The following is an 18741-nucleotide window of genomic DNA, read 5'->3' on the forward strand; positions in this document are numbered from 1 at the left end:
CGTGGAACATCCGCACCGGCAACTGGACGCCCCTCTCGGCGAGATCGGCCACGATCCCCCCCCGAACCGGCCGGAAACGGACGCCCGTGCGTTGCCGACGGGTCATCCCGGGGGCCCGCACGGGCGGTCCGCCGTGGATGCGGCGGCTGCGGGCTGCGCCGATGCGGCGGCGCGGGGATGAACGGTGGATGAACCCGGCACGCCGGAGGGCCAGTTCGTGCGGGCGGCCGGGTTGGGTGGTAGGACGGGCACCACGAAGGGCGCCCCTGCCGTCGTTCCAGCCAAGGGGCCGATAACCTTACGTGTCCACTCTGGGCAGGGATCAACCGCGCAGCACGGACAAATGACGCACGCACTCATGCGAAAGGCCTGGCCCATGGGTATTCGGAGCTTGTTGCGCAAGGTGTTCGGAAGGACTGTGGAGCCGGTCCCCGAAACGTCGGACGCCCCAGCGGCGGCCCTCCCGAGCCAGGCCGAGCGCACGCCCCTGGACGCGGCGGCCGAACTGGTGGCGGCGTCCTTCGACAACCCGACGGTCCCGCCGCAGTCCGCGCCGCGCGACCGCGAGGCGGGCACCCTGCTCACCGCCCCCGCCACCACCACGGACCCCACGGTCCCGGAAGCCCGCCGCCCGTCCCCCGGCCCCACCCCGCCACCCGCCATCCCCTCGGCCCCGGCAACCCCCGAACCGCCCGCCGCCGAAGCCGAGCCCGCCCCGGCCGCCGCCGAAACGGAGGCCACCGAGCCGCAGGCCCAGCAGGCCCCCGAGCCCCCGGCCGACACGGACGCCGCCCAGCCGGAGTCCGAAGCCGAGCCGACCGCCATCGAGGCCGAAGCGACCACCCCCGAGCCGGTTGCCGAAGCCGAGCCCTCCGGGGCCGGGGCCACCGAGCCGCAGGACCAGCCGGCCGAGGCCGCCGCAGAGCCGCAGCCCCAGGCCGAACCGGCCACCGAACCCGAGGCCCGGCCCGAGGAGACCACCGCCCCCGAGCCGGTCGCCGCCGAAGCGGAGCCCGCCCCGGCCGAAGCCGCCGCCCAGCCGGAGGGCGCGCCCGAACCCGCGGCCGAGCCCGAGGCCCAGCCGGCACAGGCCGAGACCCCCGAGCCGACCGCCGCCGAAGCCCAGCCCGCCCCGGCCGAAGCCACCGAGCCCGAGGCCGTCGCGGACAGCGGGACCCCGGACGCGCCCGCCGAGACGGAAGCCCCCGCACCGCAGGCCCAGGAAACCCCGGAACCGGCCACCCGGCCCGAGGAGACCACCGCCCCCGAGCCGGTGGCCGCCGAAGCCGAGCCCGACCCGGCCGAACCGGACGCCGCCCAGCCGGAGGGCGCGCCCGAACCCGCGGCCGAGCCCGAGGCCCAGCCGGCACAGGCCGAGACCCCCGAGCCGACCGCCGCCGAAGCCCAGCCCGCCCCGGCCGAAGCCACCGAGCCCGAGGCCGTCGCGGCCCGGGAAACCCCGGAACCGGCCACCGAGCCCGAGACCCGGCCCGAGGAGACCACCGCCCCCGAGCCGGTCGCCGCCGAAGCCGAGGCCGGCGAGCCGGAGGCAGCGGCCGGGGCCGGACCTGCGGTCCCCGCGGCGGCGGTGCGGCGCAAGGCCGGGGCCGTCGGTGCGGCGTACAAGGCCGCCGGGCAGGTGCTGCGCGGCAAGGGCAGGACCGGGGCGCGCGCCAAGGTGTACCTCGTCCTCGACCGCTCCGGCTCCATGCGCGGGTTCTACAAGGACGGCAGCGCCCAGTACCTCGCCGACCACGCCCTCGCGCTCGCCGCGCACCTGGACGAGGAGGCCACCGTGCACACGGTGTTCTTCTCCACCGAACTCGACGGCACCGCCGACCTGACCCTCGACGGCCACGACGCGGCCTGGGTCGAGGCCCGCCACGCCGAGCTCGGCCGGATGGGCCGCACCAGCTACCACGTGGCCGTCGAGGCCGTCGTCGAGCGGTACCGCAAGGACGGCGGCGAGGGCCCGGCCCTGGTCGTCTTCCAGACGGACGGCGCGCCCGACAACGTCCGCCCCGCCCGCCAGGCGATCGCGGACGCCGCCGCCACCGCCCCCGGCGTCCACTGGCAGTTCGTCGCGTTCGGCGACCACGACGCCAAGGCCTTCGACTTCCTGCGCAAGCTGGACGCCGAGAACGCCGGCTTCTTCCACGCCGGCCCGGCCCCCGCGGAGCTGACCTCGGCCGCCCTCCTCAAGGGCGTCCTCGACCGGTTCTGACGGCAGACGGCAGACGGCAGACGCAACGCGAAGGGCCCGGGATCCGCGAGGATCCCGGGCCCTTCCCGCTACGTGAGCGGCAGCGTCAGCGCGCGGCGTCCGGGTGGACGGCCTCGGCGACCGGCTTGGCGTCGGCGGCCTTCGTCTCGACCGGCTTGCGCAGGGCGATGTTGAGCTCGCGCAGGCGGCTCTCCTCCAGCACCGTCGGCGCGCCCATCATCAGGTCCTGGGCGTTGCCGTTCAGCGGGAAGGCGATGGTCTCGCGGATGTTCGGCTCGTCGGCCAGCAGCATCACGATGCGGTCCACGCCCGGGGCGATGCCACCGTGCGGCGGGGCGCCGAGGCGGAACGCGCGCAGCATGCCCGCGAACTCGCGCTCGACCGTCTCGGCCTCGTAACCGGCGATCTCGAAGGCCTTCAGCATGACCTCGGGCTCGTGGTTGCGGATGGCGCCGGAGGACAGCTCGATGCCGTTGCAGACGATGTCGTACTGCCAGGCCAGGATGTCGAGCGGGTCCTTCTCCTCCAGGTCCTTCATGCCGCCCTGCGGCATGGAGAACGGGTTGTGGGAGAAGTCGATCCTGCCCGTCTCCTCGTCCTTCTCGTACATCGGGAAGTCGACGATCCAGCAGAAGCGGAAGACGTTCTCCTCGAAGTGGCCGGCGCGCTTGGCGGCCTCGACCCGGACCGGGCCCATGATCTTCGAGACCTCGTCGAAGTCGCCCGCGCCGAAGAACACGGCGTGCCCGGCGGCCAGGCCCAGACGCTCGGTGAGGACCTTGACGTTGTCCTCGGTGAGGAACTTGGCGATCGGGCCGGTCAGCGAGCCGTCCTCGCCCACGCGCACCCATGCCAGGCCCTTCGCGCCCAGCGAGACCGCGTAGTCGCCGAGGCCGTCGAAGAACTTGCGCGGCTGGTCGGCGGTGTCCGGCACGGCCAGCGCACGCACGTGCTTGCCGGCGAACGCCTTGAACTCCGAGCCCTCGAAGACGTCGGTGATGTCGACGAGCTCCAGCTTGGCGCGCAGGTCGGGCTTGTCGTTGCCGTACTTCAGCATCGACTCGCGGAACGGGATCCGCGGGAACGGCGAGGTGACCTCGCGGCCGCCTCCGAACTCGGTGAAGAGCTCGGTCATCAGCTTCTCGATCGGCTGGAAGACGTCCTCCTGCTCGACGAAGGACATCTCCACGTCGAGCTGGTAGAACTCGCCCGGCGAGCGGTCGGCGCGGGCGTCCTCGTCGCGGAAGCAGGGCGCGATCTGGAAGTACCGGTCGAAGCCGGAGATCATCAGCAGCTGCTTGAACTGCTGCGGCGCCTGCGGCAGCGCGTAGAACTTGCCCGGGTTCAGGCGGGACGGCACGACGAAGTCACGGGCGCCCTCGGGGGAGGTCGCGGTGAGGATCGGGGTCGCCATCTCGTTGAAGCCGAGGGCCACCATCTTCGAGCGGATCGAGGCGATCACGGCCGAGCGCAGCATGATGTTGCGGTGCATGCGCTCGCGGCGCAGGTCCAGGAAGCGGTACTCCAGGCGCCGCTCCTCGTTCACACCGTCGTCGGTGTTGATCGTGAAGGGCAGCGGGGCGGAGGCGCCGAGCACCTCGACCTCGGAGACCTCGATCTCGATCTCACCGGTGGCGAGCTCGGGGTTCACGTTGTCGGCGCCGCGGGAGACGACCTTGCCGTCGACGCGGACGACGGTCTCCTTGGTGACGCTGCTGAGGGCCTCGTTCGCCGCGGTGCCGGGACGGGCGACGAGCTGCGTGATGCCGTAGTGGTCACGCAGATCGATGAAGAGGATGCCGCCCAGGTCTCGACGATTGTGCACCCAGCCGCTCAGCCGGACGTCGGATGCGACGTCGGAAGCACGAAGCTCGCCGCACGTGTGGGACCTGTACCGATGCATCACTCATCCAGTTCTACGCGATTTCCAGGTGGACTCAACCGTCCCAAGGTTACCGTCCGGGGAGCCCCACTCACCGGGCGCGCCCGGAGCGCGGCGGCAGAGGGCGCCGGACGGGCGCCCCGGCCGGGTGACCTGTAAAGATGGCCGGGTGCGCACCGAGGACGTCCTGGCCGCCATCGCGACCGGCCTGTGGCGGTGGGACAACGCTTCCGGAACGGTCACCCTCGACGGCGAGGCCGCCCGGCTGCTCGGGCTGCCCGCCGAGCCCGTCGTCCTGCCGGAGGCCGCCGCCCGCGCGCGCTTCCACCCGGTCGACTGGAACGAGATCAACGGCATCGTCAACCTGGCCGTGGCCGAGGGCACCCTCGCCGAGGCCCGGCTGCGGATCATGGACGAGGACGGGCGCGTGCTGCGCACCGTCCGCAGCCGCTCCAAGCCGCTGGAGAACCACACCGCCGACGGCCGCGTCGACTACGAGCTGGTCGGCACCATCCAGGAGATCGCCGAGCCGCAGCCCGGGACCACGGCCGCGCACACGCCGATCACCGGCGACTGGCGGCGCTCCCGCGAGGCCTTCCTGCTGGACGCCGGCCGGGCGCTGGCCGAGGCGCGGTCGACCGCCGAGGTGCTGCGGGTGGCGGCCTCGCTGTCCATGCCGGGCTTCAGCCCCGACGGGCTGGCGGTCTTCGGCGCGGAGGGCGACCGGCTGTCGGTGATCGGCCACCACGGGCACGCCCCCGGCGACGAGGGCCCCTTCGCGGAGATGGCCCTCGACACGGACTACCCGGCCGCCGAGGCCGTCCGCACCGGGCGGGCGATCTACCTCCCGACGCCGGAGGAGTACCGGCGCCGCTTCCCGGTCACCTGGCCCCTCGCCCAGGGCTTCGGACGGGCCTCCTGGGCGTTCCTGCCGCTCATCGTGGCCGGGCGGACCCTGGGGGCCTGGATGGCCGCGTTCAAGCACCCCGTGTCCTTCTCGCCGGACGAGCGGTCCGTGCTGACGACGGTCGCCCGGATGCTCGCCCAGGCCCTCCAGCGGGCCGGGGTGGCCGAGTCGGAGCGGGAGCTCACCACCGGCCTCCAGCGGTCGATGATGCCCCAGCTCGGCCCCGAGATCCCGGGCATGGCCATCGCCGCCCGCTACGTCCCCACCGGCGGGGGGCTCCAGGTCGGCGGCGACTGGTACGACATGATCCCGCTGCCCTCGGGCCGCTTCGCCCTGGTCATCGGCGACGTCCAGGGGCACGACGTGCGGGCCGCCGGACTGATGGGCCAGCTGCGGATCGCCGTACGGGCCTACGCCTCCGAGGGGCACCGGCCGGACGCGGTGCTCTCGCGCGCCTCCCGCTTCCTGGCCGGGCTGTGCTCCGCGCCCGCCCCGGACGAGGACCCCGGCGCGGCGTCCGGCTCCGACGCCGACTTCGGCAGTCCGCGCTTCGCGACCTGCCTGTACGTGGAGTGCGACCCGCGGACCGGCACGCTGGAGGTCGCCCGGGCCGGGCACCCCGACCCGGTGGTGCGGATGGCCGACGGCACGGTGCTGATGCGGGCGACGGCGGGCGGGCTGCCGCTCGGCATCGTCCCCGACACCGACTACCCCACCACCCGGTTCGCGCTGGAGCCCGGCGAGACGATGATGCTGTGCACCGACGGGCTGATCGAGACCGGCGGGCACGACCTGGACACGGGCTGGGCGCGGCTGCGCGCCATCCTGGAGGGCGACGCGCACGACGCGCGGGCCCGGGCCGCGGCCGGTGAGGGCGGCGGCGCCGAGGACAGCCACCTCGAACGCCTCGCCGACCTGCTGGTCCAGGCCGTGCACGGGCCCTCCTCGCACCACACCACCGGCCCGCTGGCCGACCGCCGCGAGGACGACATAGCCGTGGTGCTGCTGTGCCGCGAGAGCCCGAGCTGCGGCTGCGGGACCACCGCGGCGCACCCCGTGCGGCCCGCCCGGCGCACGATGCTGACCGTGGCCCAGGCCGAGCCGGCCCGGATCTCGGGCGCCCGCCAGCAGGTCCGGGAGCTGCTGCACGACTGGGCGGACGCGGAGCAGGTGGACTCGGCGGTGCTGATGGTCTCCGAGATGGTGACGAACGTGCTGGTCCACACAGACGGCGACGCGCTGCTGGTCGCGGAGGCGACGGGGGAGCTGGGCGAACGGCGGCTGCGCGTGGAGGTGGCCGACGGGAGCGACGAGCTGCCGCACAAGCGCCACCCCGGCGAGATGGCCTCCAGCGGGCGCGGTGTGCTGCTGATGGAGATGCTGGCGGACGCCTGGGGCGTGGACCCGCGCGGCGCGGGCAAGTCGATCTGGTTCGAGCTGTACGAACGCTCCAAACCGGACGGCGACGAGGACCGGGAGTCGCCCCGGCCCACCATCTGACCGTCCGGCCCCGGGCATCCGGGGCCGCGCCACCGAAAGGCGGACCAGGTCATGCCGAACCCGACGACGCCCCTCCTCCCCGAACCGGTGCGGCGGCTGGCGGCCTGGTGCGCCGTGGTCCTGCTGGCGGCCGGCGTGGTCGGGGTCGGCGTCTGGCTCTGCGTGGTCTTCAGGACGGCCGTCACCCCGGTCCTGCTCGCCCTGCTCGGCACCGCCCTGCTCGGCCCGCTGCACCGGCGGCTGGTCGGGATGGGGATGCGGCGCTCCCTGGCCGCCGCACTGACCTGCCTGGCCGTGGTGGCCGTCGCCGGCGGGGCCGCGTACATCGTGGCGACCGCGCTGATCAGGACGGGCGACCAGATCCTCGACGCCCTCAAGCAGGCCGGCCAGGACCTCGCCGAGCACTTCGGGGCCGCCGGCGCCTCCCTGCGGGACCTGGCCGGGGGCGCCCGGGGGCTGCTCGCCGAGATCGGCGGTACGGCGGCCTCCGGCTTCCTCAGCGGCCTCGGCGCCGTCGGCGCGATGACCGCGACCGCGGTCCTCGCGCTCCTGCTGATGTTCTTCTTCCTGCGGGACTCCCACCGCGCCGCCGGCGCCCTGCGCTCCCTCGCCCCGCGCTCCACCGGGGACGTCGTCGAGGCCATGGCCCGCCGTGCCTACGCGGCCGTCGAGGGCTTCATGCGCGGCACGACCTTCATCGCCGCGATCGACGCCGTCTGCATCACCGTCGGACTGCTGGTGCTGCGCGTACCGGGCGCGGTCGGGCTGGGCGCGCTGGTGTTCGTCGGGGCGTACATCCCGTACCTGGGGGCCTTCGTCTCCGGCTCCGTCGCCGTGCTGGTGGCCTTCGCCGACCGGGGGTGGGCCGTCGCGCTCTGGACCCTGGGCGTGGTGCTGGCCGTGCAGGTGCTGGAGGGGCACGTCCTGCTGCCCGTGGTCCAGAGCCGGACGGTGCAGATGCACCCGGCCACCGTGATGGTGGCGATCACCGCGGGGGCGAGCGTCGCCGGGGTCCTCGGGATGCTGCTCGCCGTGCCGCTGACGGCCGCGGTGTCCGGTGTCCTGTCGGAGCTCCGGGCCCGCTACGCCGCCCCGGCCGCGGGGCCCGGGGGCCCCGCGTAAGGGTGCGCCGGGCCCGGTGCGCCGGGCCCGGGGCCGCTCAGGCCGTCTCCTCCGGCTCCGCCCGCCCCGCGCCGCGGTGGCCGAGGCCGGTCACGTCGGTGCTGGGGACGACGCCCAGGCGGCCCGCCTGGAAGTCGTCGAAGGCCTGCTGGAGCTCGGCGTGGCTGTTCATGACGAACGGCCCGTAGTGCGCCATCGGCTCGCGGATCGGCAGCCCGCCGAGGACGACCACCTCGAAGTTCTCGCTGCGGGAGTCCTGCGCGGCGTCCGCCCGGACGGTCAGGCCGTCGCCGTTGCCGAAGACCACCGTCTGGCCCATCCGGAACGGGCGGCGGTCGGCGCCCGCCGCGCCGCTGCCCGCGAGGCCGTACGCGAGGGCGTTGAAGTCGGACCGCCAGGGCAGGGTGACCTCGGCGCCGGGGCTGACCGTCAGGTGGATCATCGTGATCGGCGTGTGCGTGGCACCGGGACCGGCGTGGCCTGCGAGGTCGCCCGCGATCAGGCGGATCAGGGCGCCGCCGTCCTGCGAGGCGAGCAGCTTCACGGTGCCGCCGCGGATGTCCTGGTACCTGGGCGTGATCATCTTGTCCTTGGCGGGCAGGTTCACCCACAGCTGGAGGCCGTGGAAGAGCCCGCCGGACATGACCAGTTCCTCGGGCGGGGTCTCGATGTGCAGCAGGCCCGAGCCCGCCGTCATCCACTGCGTGTCGCCGTTGGTGATGACTCCGCCGCCGCCGTGGGAGTCCCGGTGGATGAAGGTGCCGTCGATGATGTACGTGACGGTCTCGAAGCCGCGGTGCGGGTGCCAGGGGGTCCCCTTGGGCTCGCCGGCCGCGTAGTCCACCTCGCCCATCTGGTCCATCATGATGAACGGGTCCAGGTACTCGTACTTGATCCCCGCGAAGGCGCGGCGCACCGGGAAGCCCTCGCCCTCGAATCCGGAGGGCGCGTCCACCACGCCCAGCACGGGGCGGGCCTGGGCACCTTCGGCGGGAGCGATGACGCGCGGCAGCGCGAGCGGGTTCTCAACAGTCACTGCGGGCATGGTCAGGACCTCCTTCTGGGACGAGAATAGTTGAATCTCGAACTTCCTGCCACCCGCACACAACACGGCACCCCCCGGGACCATTCCCGGGGGGTGCCGTGAGGTTGCGCCGGTGCGCCCCTAGCCGTACATACGGCGCATCGCGAAGTCGACCATCTGCTCGACCGCCTTGGCGTCGAAGACCATCCGGTGGTCGCCCTCCATGTCGAGGACGAAGCCGTACCCGGTCGGCAGCAGGTCGATGACCTCGGCGCCGGTGATCACGAAGTACTTGGACTCCTTGCCGGCGTACCGGCGGAGCTCCTTGAGCGTGGTGAACATCGGGATCACCGGCTGCTGCGTGTTGTGCAGCGCCAGGAACCCGGGGGTCTCGCCGCGCGGGCAGTAGACCTTCGAGGTCGCGAAGATCTGCTGGAAGTCCTCGGCGGACAGCGATCCCGTGGTGAAGGCCCGCACCGCGTCGGCGAGCGACGGCGGCGAGGGCTCGGGGTAGAGCGGCTGCTCGCCGTACCCGCCGGCCATCTGCTGCGGGGCGGCGTACTGCTGCTGCCCTGCGCTCACGTTCTGGTCGTAGCCGTACATGGACCGAAGCCTACCGAGCGGCCCCCGCCCCCAGGCACCCTCCAGCCGAACCCGCTTGACGCTGGTCACAGTCGGCGGAGAAGGGTTGCTTCTTATTACTGGTGGGTAGCATCATGAGGTTACCGATTGGTATGTACGAGGAACCTGTCTCCCCGAGCCTTAACGGAGCCGTCGCCATGGGGCACTACAAGTCGAATCTCCGCGACATCGAGTTCAACCTCTTCGAGGTGCTCGGCCGCGAAAAGCTGTACGGCACCGGCCCGTTCGGCGAGATGGACACCGAGACCGCCAAGAGCATCCTGTCCGAGCTGACCCGCCTCGCCGAGAACGAGCTGGCGGAGTCCTTCGCGGACGCCGACCGCAACCCCCCGGTCTTCGACCCGGCCACCAACACCGCCCCGGTCCCGGCCTCCTTCAAGAAGTCCTACGAGGCCTTCATGGACTCGGAGTACTGGCGCCTGGGCCTGCCCGAGGAGATCGGCGGCACCACCTCCCCGCGCTCCCTCATCTGGGCCTACGCGGAGCTGCTGCTCGGCTCGAACCCGGCCATCTGGATGTACTCCTCCGGCCCGGCGTTCGCCGGCATCCTGCACGCCGAGGGCAACGAGGCGCAGAAGAAGATCGCCCAGATCGCGGTCGAGAAGCGCTGGGGCTCCACCATGGTCCTCACCGAGCCCGACGCCGGCTCGGACGTCGGCGCCGGCCGCACCAAGGCCATCCAGCAGGAGGACGGCTCCTGGCACATCGAGGGCGTGAAGCGCTTCATCACGTCCGGTGAGCACGACATGGAGGAGAACATCCTCCACTACGTCCTCGCCCGCCCCGAGGGCCACGGCCCGGGCACCAAGGGCCTGTCCCTCTTCCTCGTCCCGAAGTTCCACTTCGACTGGGAGACCGGCGAGCTGGGCGAGCGCAACGGCGTCTACGCCACCAACGTCGAGCACAAGATGGGCCTCAAGGCCTCCAACACGTGCGAGATGACCTTCGGCGACCAGCACCCCGCCAAGGGCTGGCTGATCGGCGACAAGCACGACGGCATCCGCCAGATGTTCATGATCATCGAGTTCGCGCGCATGATGGTCGGCACGAAGGCCATCGCCACCCTCTCCACCGGCTACCTCAACGCGCTGGAGTACGCCAAGGAGCGCGTGCAGGGCCCGGACCTGGCGAACTTCATGGACAAGACCGCGCCCAAGGTCACCATCACGCACCACCCGGACGTGCGCCGCTCGCTCATGACGCAGAAGGCGTACGCCGAGGGCATGCGCGCCCTCGTGCTCTACACCGCCTCCGTCCAGGACGCGATCCAGCTCAAGGAGGCCGCCGGCGAGGACGCCTCCGCCGAGATCGGCCTGAACGACCTGCTCCTGCCGATCGTCAAGGGCTACGGCTCGGAGAAGTCGTACGCGCTGCTGTCCGAGTCCCTGCAGACCTTCGGCGGTTCCGGTTACCTGCAGGAGTACCCGATCGAGCAGTACATCCGGGACGCCAAGATCGACACCCTCTACGAGGGCACCACGGCCATCCAGGGCCAGGACTTCTTCTTCCGCAAGATCGTCCGCGACCAGGGCGCCTCGCTGAACGTCCTCTCCGAGACGATCAAGAAGTTCCTCGCCGAGGGCGTGGGCGGCGAGGAGCTGGCCCCGGCCCGCGACGCGCTGGCCAAGGCCGCCGTCGACCTGGAGGCCATCGTCGGCCAGATGATCGTCGACCTCACCGCCACCGGCGAGGACGTCAAGAACATCTACAAGGTCGGCCAGAACACCACCCGCCTGCTGATGGCCTCCGGCGACGTGGTCGTCGGATACCTGCTGCTCAAGGGCGCCGCCGTGGCCGCCGAGAAGCTCCCGGCCGCCTCCGCCAAGGACGTGCCCTTCTACACCGGCAAGATCGCCGCCGCGAAGTTCTTCGCCGCGCAGGTCCTGCCGGGCGTCTCGGTCCAGCGCGCGCTGGCCGAGGCCGTCGACAACTCCCTCATGGAGCTCGACGAGGCCGCCTTCTAATCCGGGCAGCCCCCTCCCCGTACGCGGTGCACGGACGCACCGGCGGCCGGACCCCTCCTGTCGAGGGTCCGGCCGCCGGTGCGTCCCGGTCCGGCCCGCCCGGGTTCCCCGGTTGTCGGCGGTTCGTGGGACGCTCGTAGGCATGAGTCCACAGGAGCAGCAGCACAGCGGCAGGGGGTACACCGTCCCCACCGGGCGCCCGTACGCCCTCAAGGAGCTCCAGGCCAACGTGGGCGCCCTCGGCGACCGCGTCAAGGACCTCTACGACGGGGCCCACCCCGCCGAGTACGACCCCGTGGCCGACGCCCTGTACGTGGCCTTCCAGACGGCCGCCGGCCTCGCCCCCGCCAAGAGCTACACCGGCTGCCCCGAGCACCCCAACGGCGCCCTCGACCCCGAGGCGCCCGAAGGCTGGGGCCGCTGCCTCATCTGCAACGACCGCCGCCGCCTCGGCCGGCGCCTGCGGGGCGGCCGCCCGGCCGCGCCCGCCGCCCCCGTGGAGCAGCGCCGCCTGGGCTACCCCGTACCGGAGCCCCCCTACACCCTCGACGTGCTGCGGAGCCACCTGCGCGGCATCGACGAACAGCGCTTCCACCTCACGCTCGGCTCCCCCGACCAGGACTTCGTCCGCCTCGCCGACGACCTCCACCGGGCGTTCATCGTGGCCCGCGAGCTGTCCCGGCCGCGCAACGCCTCGGGGTGCGCCGAACACCCCGGCGCGCCGATCGACCCCGATGCCCCGCCGGGCGAGGCCTGTATCTTCTGCGCCGGACGCAGAAGACGTGCTCAGCGCCCGCCGCAGACCCCCGAGATGCTCCCGCGCATCCGGCGGGGCGAGCGACGGCAGCTCCAGCGCCGATTCGAGCGTCCGCCGGGCTGAGAACGACCGGGCCGCGGGCCACGCACCCCGCGGCCCCGCGACCCCTTCGGCCATCCGCCGCAGTCCGGCCATGGCGAACACGACCGTCGTTAAGGTGAACCACATGAGCTCTCCCGCCCGCTTCGACCGCGGCCACACCGACGATCTGATGACCTTCCTGACGGCCAGTCCGTCGCCGTACCACGCCGTGGCCAACGCGGCCGAGCGGCTGGAAAAGGCAGGCTTCAGGCAGTTGTCGGAATCGGACGCCTGGGACTCGGGCACGGGGGGCCGGTTCGTCCTGCGCGGCGGTGCGCTCATCGCCTGGTACGTGCCCGAGGGCGCGGCCGCGCACACCCCCTTCCGGATCATCGGCGCGCACACCGACTCCCCCAACCTCCGGGTCAAGCCGGTGCCGGACACCGGCTCGCAGGGCTGGCGGCAGGTCGCCGTCGAGATCTACGGCGGCACGCTCCTCAATACCTGGCTCGACCGCGACCTGGGCCTGGCGGGCCGGCTCTCGCTGCGGGACGGCACCGACCGCCTGGTCAACATCGACCGCCCGCTGCTGCGCGTGCCCCAGCTCGCCGTGCACCTCGACCGCTCGGTCAACTCCGACGGCCTCAAGCTCGACAAGCAGCGCCACATGCAGCCCATCTGGGGCCTGGGCGAGGCCCGCGAAGGCGACCTGATCGCCTTCCTGGAGGAGGAAGAGGGCCTGCCCCAGGGCTCGGTGGCGGGCTGGGACCTGATGGTCCACTCGATCGAGCCGCCGGCCTACCTGGGCCGCGACCGCGAGCTCCTGGCCGGCCCGCGCATGGACAACCTCCTGTCCGTGCACGCGGGCGTCGCCGCACTCGCCGCGGTCTCCGCCTCCGACAAGCTGGAGCACATCCCGGTCCTGGCCGCCTTCGACCACGAGGAGAACGGCTCCCAGTCCGACACCGGCGCGGACGGCCCCCTCCTGGGCAACGTGCTGGAACGTTCAGTCTTCTCGCGCGGCGGCTCGTACGAGGACAAGGCCCGCGCCTTCGCCGGCACGATCTGCCTCTCCTCCGACACCGGGCACGCCGTCCACCCCAACTACGCCGAACGCCACGACCCTTCGCACCACCCGCGGGCCAACGGCGGCCCCATCCTGAAGGTCAACGTCAACCAGCGCTACGCCACCGACGGCAGCGGCCGCGCGGTCTTCGCCGCGGCCTGCGAGCGGGCCGGGGTGCCGTGGCAGACCTTCGTCTCCAACAACTCGATGCCGTGCGGCACGACGATCGGCCCGATCACCGCCGCCCGCCACGGCATCCAGACGGTCGACATCGGCGTGGCGATCCTGTCGATGCACTCGGCCCGCGAACTCTGCGGCTCCGACGACCCGTTCCTCCTGGCGAACGCCCTCCTGTCCTTCCTGGAGGGCTGAACCCCCCGGAAGGACAGGATCCTTCCGACGCCCCGTCAGCCGTCCAGACCTGCCAGCACCAGCGGCAGGCGGGCGGCGCCGGACTCCGTCACGGTGACCGGGACGCCCCAGTCCTGCTGGTGGACGTGGCAGGCCGGGTACTCGTTCGCCGGGTCGTCGTCGCAGGACGCGGCCATCGCCGAGACGTGCAGGACCCCCTCGGTGACGTCGGGGTTCAGCACCAGGTCCCGGAACAGGTCCGTCCCGGCGCCCTCGCCCTCCGCGAGCAGCTCCGGCGGGGTCGAGGAGACCAGCAGGCGGGTGGAGGGGCCGTAGCGGGTGTCCAGCTTCTGGCCCGCCGGGGCCTGGAAGACCACGTCGAGGCGGAGCGTGCCGGGGGCGACCTCGGTGGCGGCCCGCTGGGTGCGGTGGGCGACCGCGTCGACCCGTACGGCCTCCTCCGGCAGCCGCAGCCGGGTCAGCCGGTGGCGGGCGGACTCCACGACCACGATGTCCTCGCCGGCCAGCACGGCGTCGCTGGGCTCGCGCAGGTCGGTGGCGAGGGTGGTGACCTGGCCGGTGGCGGGGTCGTAGCGGCGCAGGGCGTGGTTGTACGTGTCGCAGACCGCGACCGAGCCGTCCGGCAGGGCCGTCACCCCGAGGGGGTGCTGGAGCAGCGCCTGGGCGGCGTCCCCGTCCCGGTGCCCGAAGTCGAACAGGCCGGTGCCGACGGCGGAGCGGATGACGTACCCGTCCTCGACGGCCTCCGCGTAGCGCAGCGCGCTGGTCTCGGAGTCGGCGATCCACAGCCGGTCGCCGGCGGCCGCGAGCCCGGAGGGCTGGGCGAACCAGGCCTCGGCGGCGGGCCCGTCGACCAGCCCCTCGTTGGTGGTCCCGGCGGCGACGGCGACGGTCCCCGCCTCCGGGTCCCAGGTCCACAGCTGGTGCACGCCGGCCATGGCGATCCACACCCGGCCCTGCCACCAGGCGACGTCCCACGGCGAGGACAGGTCCACCTCCAGGGCCGGCCCGGAGGTCGGGGACCCCTGCCACCACTGCCGCCCGGTCCCGGCGACGGTCTCGACCGCCCCCGTGGCGGGGTCGAACACCCGCAGCGCGTGGTTGACGGTGTCCGCGACCACCACCCGCCCGTCGGGCAGCAGCGCCAGCCCCTGCGGCTCGCTGAAGGCGTCCGGGCCCAGGCCGCGCTCCCCGCTGCCGATCCGCCGCACGACGGTCTCCCCGTCGGCGGCGAGCTCCACGAGCTGGTGCCGCGTCGAGTCGGACACGAGCAGGTTCCCGGAGGGCAGGACGACCGCCTTCCCGGGAAAGCGCAGGTCCGTGGCCACGGGCTCGGGCGCCACATAGGGCCCGTCCCCGCGCCGCAGCGTCCCCTTGGCCCCGTGCTCGGCCTCCAGCTCCTCGACGAGCCGCGCGATGGCGTGCGCGTGCCCCTCACCGGCGTGCTGGGCGACGACGTACCCCTCGGGGTCGATCACGACGAGCGTGGGCCAGGCCCGCACCGCGTACTGCTTCCAGGTGGCGAGCTCGGGGTCGTCGAGCACGGGGTGGTGCACCTCGTAGCGCTCGACGGCGTCGACGACGGCGGCGTGGTCGGCCTCGTGGACGAACTTGGGCGAGTGCACCCCGACGATCACCACGGTGTCACGGTGCTTCTCCTCCAGCTCCCGCAGCTCGTCGAGGACGTGCAGGCAGTTGATGCAGCAGAAGGTCCAGAAGTCCAGGATCGTGATCCGCCCTCGCAGGTCGGCGAGGGTGAGCTCCTTGCCTCCGGTGTTCAGCCAGCCCCCCTTGCCGATCAGCTCGGGGGCACGGACACGGGCACGGCGGGGCGCGGGCGCGGGGGTGGGCGCCGGGGCAGCATCGTTCATCCTTCAAGCTTGCCATTGGCCCGTGAACACCGGATCACGCCGGTACGACGGGCTCCTGCTCAGGTCGCGGTGGTGAGGAACGTCTTCAGGGAGGTGACCAGGGCTTCGACGAAGGAGTCCTGGACGGGGGCCGGGAGGAGCTCCAGGGAGAGGTACGGGTTGAGGTCCTCCAGCTCCACCAGCAGCAGCTCCCCCGACGGGGCCCGGCAGGCGTCGACGCGCTGGATGCCGTGCGCGAGGGTGTTCCAGTCGATGAAGCGGCGTGCGAAGGCCAGGTCCGCGGGGGTGGGCTCGTACGGGACCAGCTCCCAGCGGCGGGCCGGGTCCGGGGCGTACAGGGCGTACTGGAAGGCGTCGTCGACGAAGTAGAAGGAGACCTCGTGGGCGAAGTCGATCCGGGGCTGGATCAGGGACTCGCCGGGCCGGGTGGCGGGGGCCGGGGTGAAGGTCAGGCCGATGGAGTCGGCGCCCTGCCTGGGCTTGACGGCGTAGAGGTCCGTCGCGGGCAGGAGGTGGAGGTCCGCCGGGTCGTCGACGGTCGGGATGACGGGGTACCCGGCGGCCGTCAGGTCGAGGAGGTACTGCTTGCCGGCCATGTCGGCGCGGCCGGTGAGCGGGTTGTAGACGGGGGTCCCGGCGGCGAGCGCGGCCGCGCGGAAGGCGTCGTAGGCCTGCTGGTAGTGCAGGACGGGACCGCTGTTGCGGACGATCACCGCGTCGAAGCCGGGCATCAGGGCCCGCGCGTCCAGCGGGTGGCAGAGGGCGAGCGGGAAGTGCTCGCGCAGCCGGGAGGTGAGGAGGACGTCCTCGTCCCCGTAGCGGCGGCCGCGCGCCGGGTAGGCCAGGTCGGTCACGTAGAGAAGGGGCATGGCGGCAACCTATCCGGGAAACGATCTCCGTATGAAATACCTCGTTCGGGACAAAATGCTGGCCATCGGGGACGACTACTGGATCGAGGACGAGGAAGGCCGGCACGCCTTCCTCGTCGACGGGAAGGCGCTGCGGCTGCGCGACACCCTGGAGCTGGAGGATCCGGCCGGGCGGGTCCTGATCACCCTGCGGGAGCGGCTGTTCGGCTTCGGGTTCCGGGACGCGATGACCCTGGAGCGGGACGGGAAGCGGCTGGCGGTGATCCGGCGCAAGCGGATGACGCTGCTGCGCAACCACTTCCGGGTGACGATGTCCGAGGGCACGGAACTCGACGTCAGCGGGCGGATCCTGGACCGCGAGTTCAAGGTCGAGTATGAGGGGGAGCTGCTCGCGCTCGTCTCGCGGCAGTGGTACCGGATCCGGGAGACGTACGCGGTGGACGTGGTGCGGGAGGAGGCGGACGCCGCGCTGATGCTGGCGGTCGCGGTGTGCGTGATCCGCATGGCGGAGCGGGAGCGGGAGGAGGGCGGGGCGGCCGGCTGAGGCGTTCCGCCCGGCGCAGCGGCGGGTGGGGGCCGTCCCCCACCCGCGGTTCACGCGAGCTACGGGGCCGTCGGGGGCCGCAGGCCCAGGGTGCGGTCCTTCAGGGCCGGGAACTGGTCGCGGGTCTCCGCCACCTTCGCCGGGTCCAGTTCCACCGTCAGGACGGACTCGCCGGGGCCCGCCTCCGCCAGGACCTCGCCCCACGGGTCCACCACCAGGCTGTGCCCGGACTGCTCGACGCCCGCATGGGTGCCGGCCGTCGCGCAGGCCAGGACGTACGCCTGGTCCTCCACCGCCCGGGCGCGGTTGAGCAGGGTCCAGTGCTCGCGCCGCCGGGCCGGCCAGCCGGCCGAGACGACCATCGTCGTGGCGCCCGCGTCCACGAGGCCGCGGAACAGCTCGGGGAAGCGCAGGTCGTAGCAGGTGGCGAGGCCCAGGGTCTGCTCCGGCAGGGCCACCGTGGTCAGGGAGTCGCCGGCGGACATCAGCACCGCCTCGCCCTGGTCGAAACCGAAGCGGTGGATCTTGCGGTAGGTCGCGGCGAGCTCGCCGGCCGGGGAGAGGACGAGCGCGGTGTTGTAGAGCGAGCCGTCGCCCGCGCGCTCCACGACCGAGCCGGCGTGCAGCCAGACCCCGGCGTCGCGCGCGGCCTTGGACATGACCTCGTACGTGGGCCCGTCCAGCGGCTCGGCCTCCGTCTCGAACTGCTCGTAGGCGAAGGCGCCCACGGTCCACAGCTCGGGCAGCACGACGAGGTCGGAGCCGTTCTGCTCCCGGACGAGTTCGGCGGCCCGGGACCGCCGGGAGGCCACCGACTCCCCCTCGTTCACCGCGATTTGAATCAGCGAGGCGCGCACGCTACCACCGTCCTGGCATGTCAGCCGGTCAAGTCAAGGCCTACGATCGTCACACGAAAGCGCTGTCGGGGTGCTCATCGGCAGCGTAGTTTTGGGAATAGTCCACAACGCGCCACTGAACAGCCAGCGAGGGGTCCCGTTGACCGTCCATCCCAGTCTTGAGCCGTACGTCGACGCGTGGACACACTCGATCGAGGCGATAACCGAGCTGGTCCTCCCCCTGACGGAGGGCCAGTGGAACCAGCCGACGCCGTGTCCGGGCTGGTCCGTGCGGGACGTGGTCTCCCACGTCATCGGCATGGAGCTGGAGCAGCTCGGCGACCCGCGGCCGATCCACACGCTGCCGCGCGACCTGCGGCACGTGGTGGACGAGTTCACCCGCTACATGGAGGTTCCGGTGGACGTCCGCCGGCACCACACCGCGCTGGAGATCACCTCCGAGCTGGAGTACACCGTCATCCGCCGCCAGCGGCAGCTGCGCAACGAGAAGCGGGATCCGGCCACGACGATGGTGCGCGGACCGCAGGGCGACCAGATCCCCCTGGAGCTGTCGCTGCGGCTGCGGGCGTTCGACGTGTGGATCCACGAGCAGGACCTGCGGGCGGCGCTGGGCGTGCCGGGCAACTGGGACGCGCCGGGTGCGCACGTGGCGCGGGACATCCTGCTGTCGGGGCTGCCGAAGGCGGTCGCGAAGGGCGCGGGCGCGCCGCCGAACACGGCGGTGGTGCTGGACGTGCACGGTGCGCTGGAGTTCCTGCGGACGGTACGGGTGGACGCGTCGGGCCGGGCCACCCTCGACCCGACGCCCTCGCTGGGCCCGGCGGTGTCGCTGTCGCTGGACTGGGAGACGTACGTCCGCCTCGCGGCGGGGCGGGTGCGGCCGGGGAAGGTCGCGGACCGGGTGCGGGTGGACGGCGACGCGGAGCTGGCGGACGCGATCCTGGCGAACTTCGCCGTCACCCCCTAGGCCCTGTATTGAGTCGTGATCGGTTTGCGGGATCTGCCCTCGCTGCGAGGGCAGATCCGGTAGTCCGGTACTCATGACGCGTGCGCAACTGA

The 18741-nt window shown here is 72.8% G+C and carries 14 protein-coding genes; 8 read left to right on the forward strand and 6 right to left on the reverse strand.

Annotation, left to right across the window (positions count from 1 at the left end; genetic code table 11):
• Positions 1-418 precede the first annotated feature (418 nt).
• Positions 419-2224, forward strand: coding sequence for a VWA domain-containing protein (locus tag AB0469_RS05090; RefSeq protein WP_366449926.1), 1806 nt, complete (start codon positions 419-421; stop codon positions 2222-2224).
• Positions 2225-2309: 85 nt separating this feature from the next.
• Here the strand turns inward: AB0469_RS05090 and aspS are convergent, their stop codons facing one another.
• Positions 2310-4127: an aspartate--tRNA ligase gene (gene aspS, locus AB0469_RS05095; protein ID WP_366449927.1), complete on the reverse strand. Its 1818-nt coding sequence runs from the start codon at positions 4125-4127 to the stop codon at positions 2310-2312.
• Between the two features lie 148 nt (positions 4128-4275).
• Between aspS and AB0469_RS05100 the strand changes: the two genes are divergently transcribed.
• The gene (locus AB0469_RS05100; protein ID WP_366449928.1) at positions 4276-6513 is read left to right on the forward strand and encodes a SpoIIE family protein phosphatase; all 2238 of its coding nucleotides are present in this window, start codon (positions 4276-4278) and stop codon (positions 6511-6513) included.
• A gap of 51 nt (positions 6514-6564) precedes the next feature.
• On the forward strand, positions 6565-7635 hold the full coding sequence (locus AB0469_RS05105) for an AI-2E family transporter (protein WP_366449929.1): 1071 nt from the start codon (positions 6565-6567) through the stop codon (positions 7633-7635).
• A 37-nt stretch (positions 7636-7672) separates the two neighbouring features.
• Here AB0469_RS05105 and AB0469_RS05110 read toward each other — a convergent pair whose 3' ends face one another.
• Positions 7673-8680, reverse strand: a complete 1008-nt coding sequence (locus tag AB0469_RS05110; protein WP_366449930.1) for a pirin family protein — start codon at positions 8678-8680, stop codon at positions 7673-7675.
• A gap of 120 nt (positions 8681-8800) precedes the next feature.
• The gene (locus AB0469_RS05115; protein WP_042815576.1) at positions 8801-9262 is read right to left on the reverse strand and encodes an SseB family protein; all 462 of its coding nucleotides are present in this window, start codon (positions 9260-9262) and stop codon (positions 8801-8803) included.
• Positions 9263-9438: 176 nt separating this feature from the next.
• Here AB0469_RS05115 and AB0469_RS05120 point away from each other — a divergent pair, with 176 nt between their 5' ends.
• The 3 genes from AB0469_RS05120 (at position 9439) to AB0469_RS05130 (ending at position 13541) form a co-directional block, all read left to right on the forward strand.
• Entirely contained in the window at positions 9439-11265 is a 1827-nt protein-coding gene (locus tag AB0469_RS05120; protein ID WP_366449950.1) for an acyl-CoA dehydrogenase, read from the forward strand.
• Between the two features lie 142 nt (positions 11266-11407).
• Positions 11408-12145, forward strand: a complete 738-nt coding sequence (locus tag AB0469_RS05125; protein WP_366449931.1) for a hypothetical protein — start codon at positions 11408-11410, stop codon at positions 12143-12145.
• Positions 12146-12248: 103 nt separating this feature from the next.
• The gene (locus AB0469_RS05130; RefSeq protein WP_366449932.1) at positions 12249-13541 is read left to right on the forward strand and encodes a M18 family aminopeptidase; all 1293 of its coding nucleotides are present in this window, start codon (positions 12249-12251) and stop codon (positions 13539-13541) included.
• 35 nt (positions 13542-13576) lie between these two features.
• Here the strand turns inward: AB0469_RS05130 and AB0469_RS05135 are convergent, their stop codons facing one another.
• Together AB0469_RS05135 and AB0469_RS05140 are read right to left on the reverse strand one after the other, a co-directional pair.
• On the reverse strand, positions 13577-15412 hold the full coding sequence (locus AB0469_RS05135; protein WP_366449933.1) for an NHL domain-containing thioredoxin family protein: 1836 nt from the start codon (positions 15410-15412) through the stop codon (positions 13577-13579).
• A gap of 59 nt (positions 15413-15471) precedes the next feature.
• Positions 15472-16281, reverse strand: a complete 810-nt coding sequence (locus AB0469_RS05140; RefSeq protein WP_366449934.1) for a hypothetical protein — start codon at positions 16279-16281, stop codon at positions 15472-15474.
• 31 nt (positions 16282-16312) lie between these two features.
• Here AB0469_RS05140 and AB0469_RS05145 point away from each other — a divergent pair, with 31 nt between their 5' ends.
• Positions 16313-16825: an LURP-one-related family protein gene (locus AB0469_RS05145; RefSeq protein WP_366449935.1), complete on the forward strand. Its 513-nt coding sequence runs from the start codon at positions 16313-16315 to the stop codon at positions 16823-16825.
• Positions 16826-16884: 59 nt separating this feature from the next.
• Here AB0469_RS05145 and AB0469_RS05150 read toward each other — a convergent pair whose 3' ends face one another.
• Positions 16885-17682, reverse strand: a complete 798-nt coding sequence (locus AB0469_RS05150) for a carbon-nitrogen family hydrolase (protein ID WP_366449936.1) — start codon at positions 17680-17682, stop codon at positions 16885-16887.
• A 139-nt stretch (positions 17683-17821) separates the two neighbouring features.
• Here AB0469_RS05150 and AB0469_RS05155 point away from each other — a divergent pair, with 139 nt between their 5' ends.
• Complete coding sequence (locus tag AB0469_RS05155; RefSeq protein WP_366449937.1) at positions 17822-18649, forward strand: maleylpyruvate isomerase family mycothiol-dependent enzyme; 828 nt, start codon at positions 17822-17824, stop codon at positions 18647-18649.
• Positions 18650-18741: the final 92 nt, after the last annotated feature.

This window comes from Streptomyces sp. NPDC093801 (assembly GCF_040701585.1).
Lineage (GTDB): Bacteria > Actinomycetota > Actinomycetes > Streptomycetales > Streptomycetaceae > Streptomyces.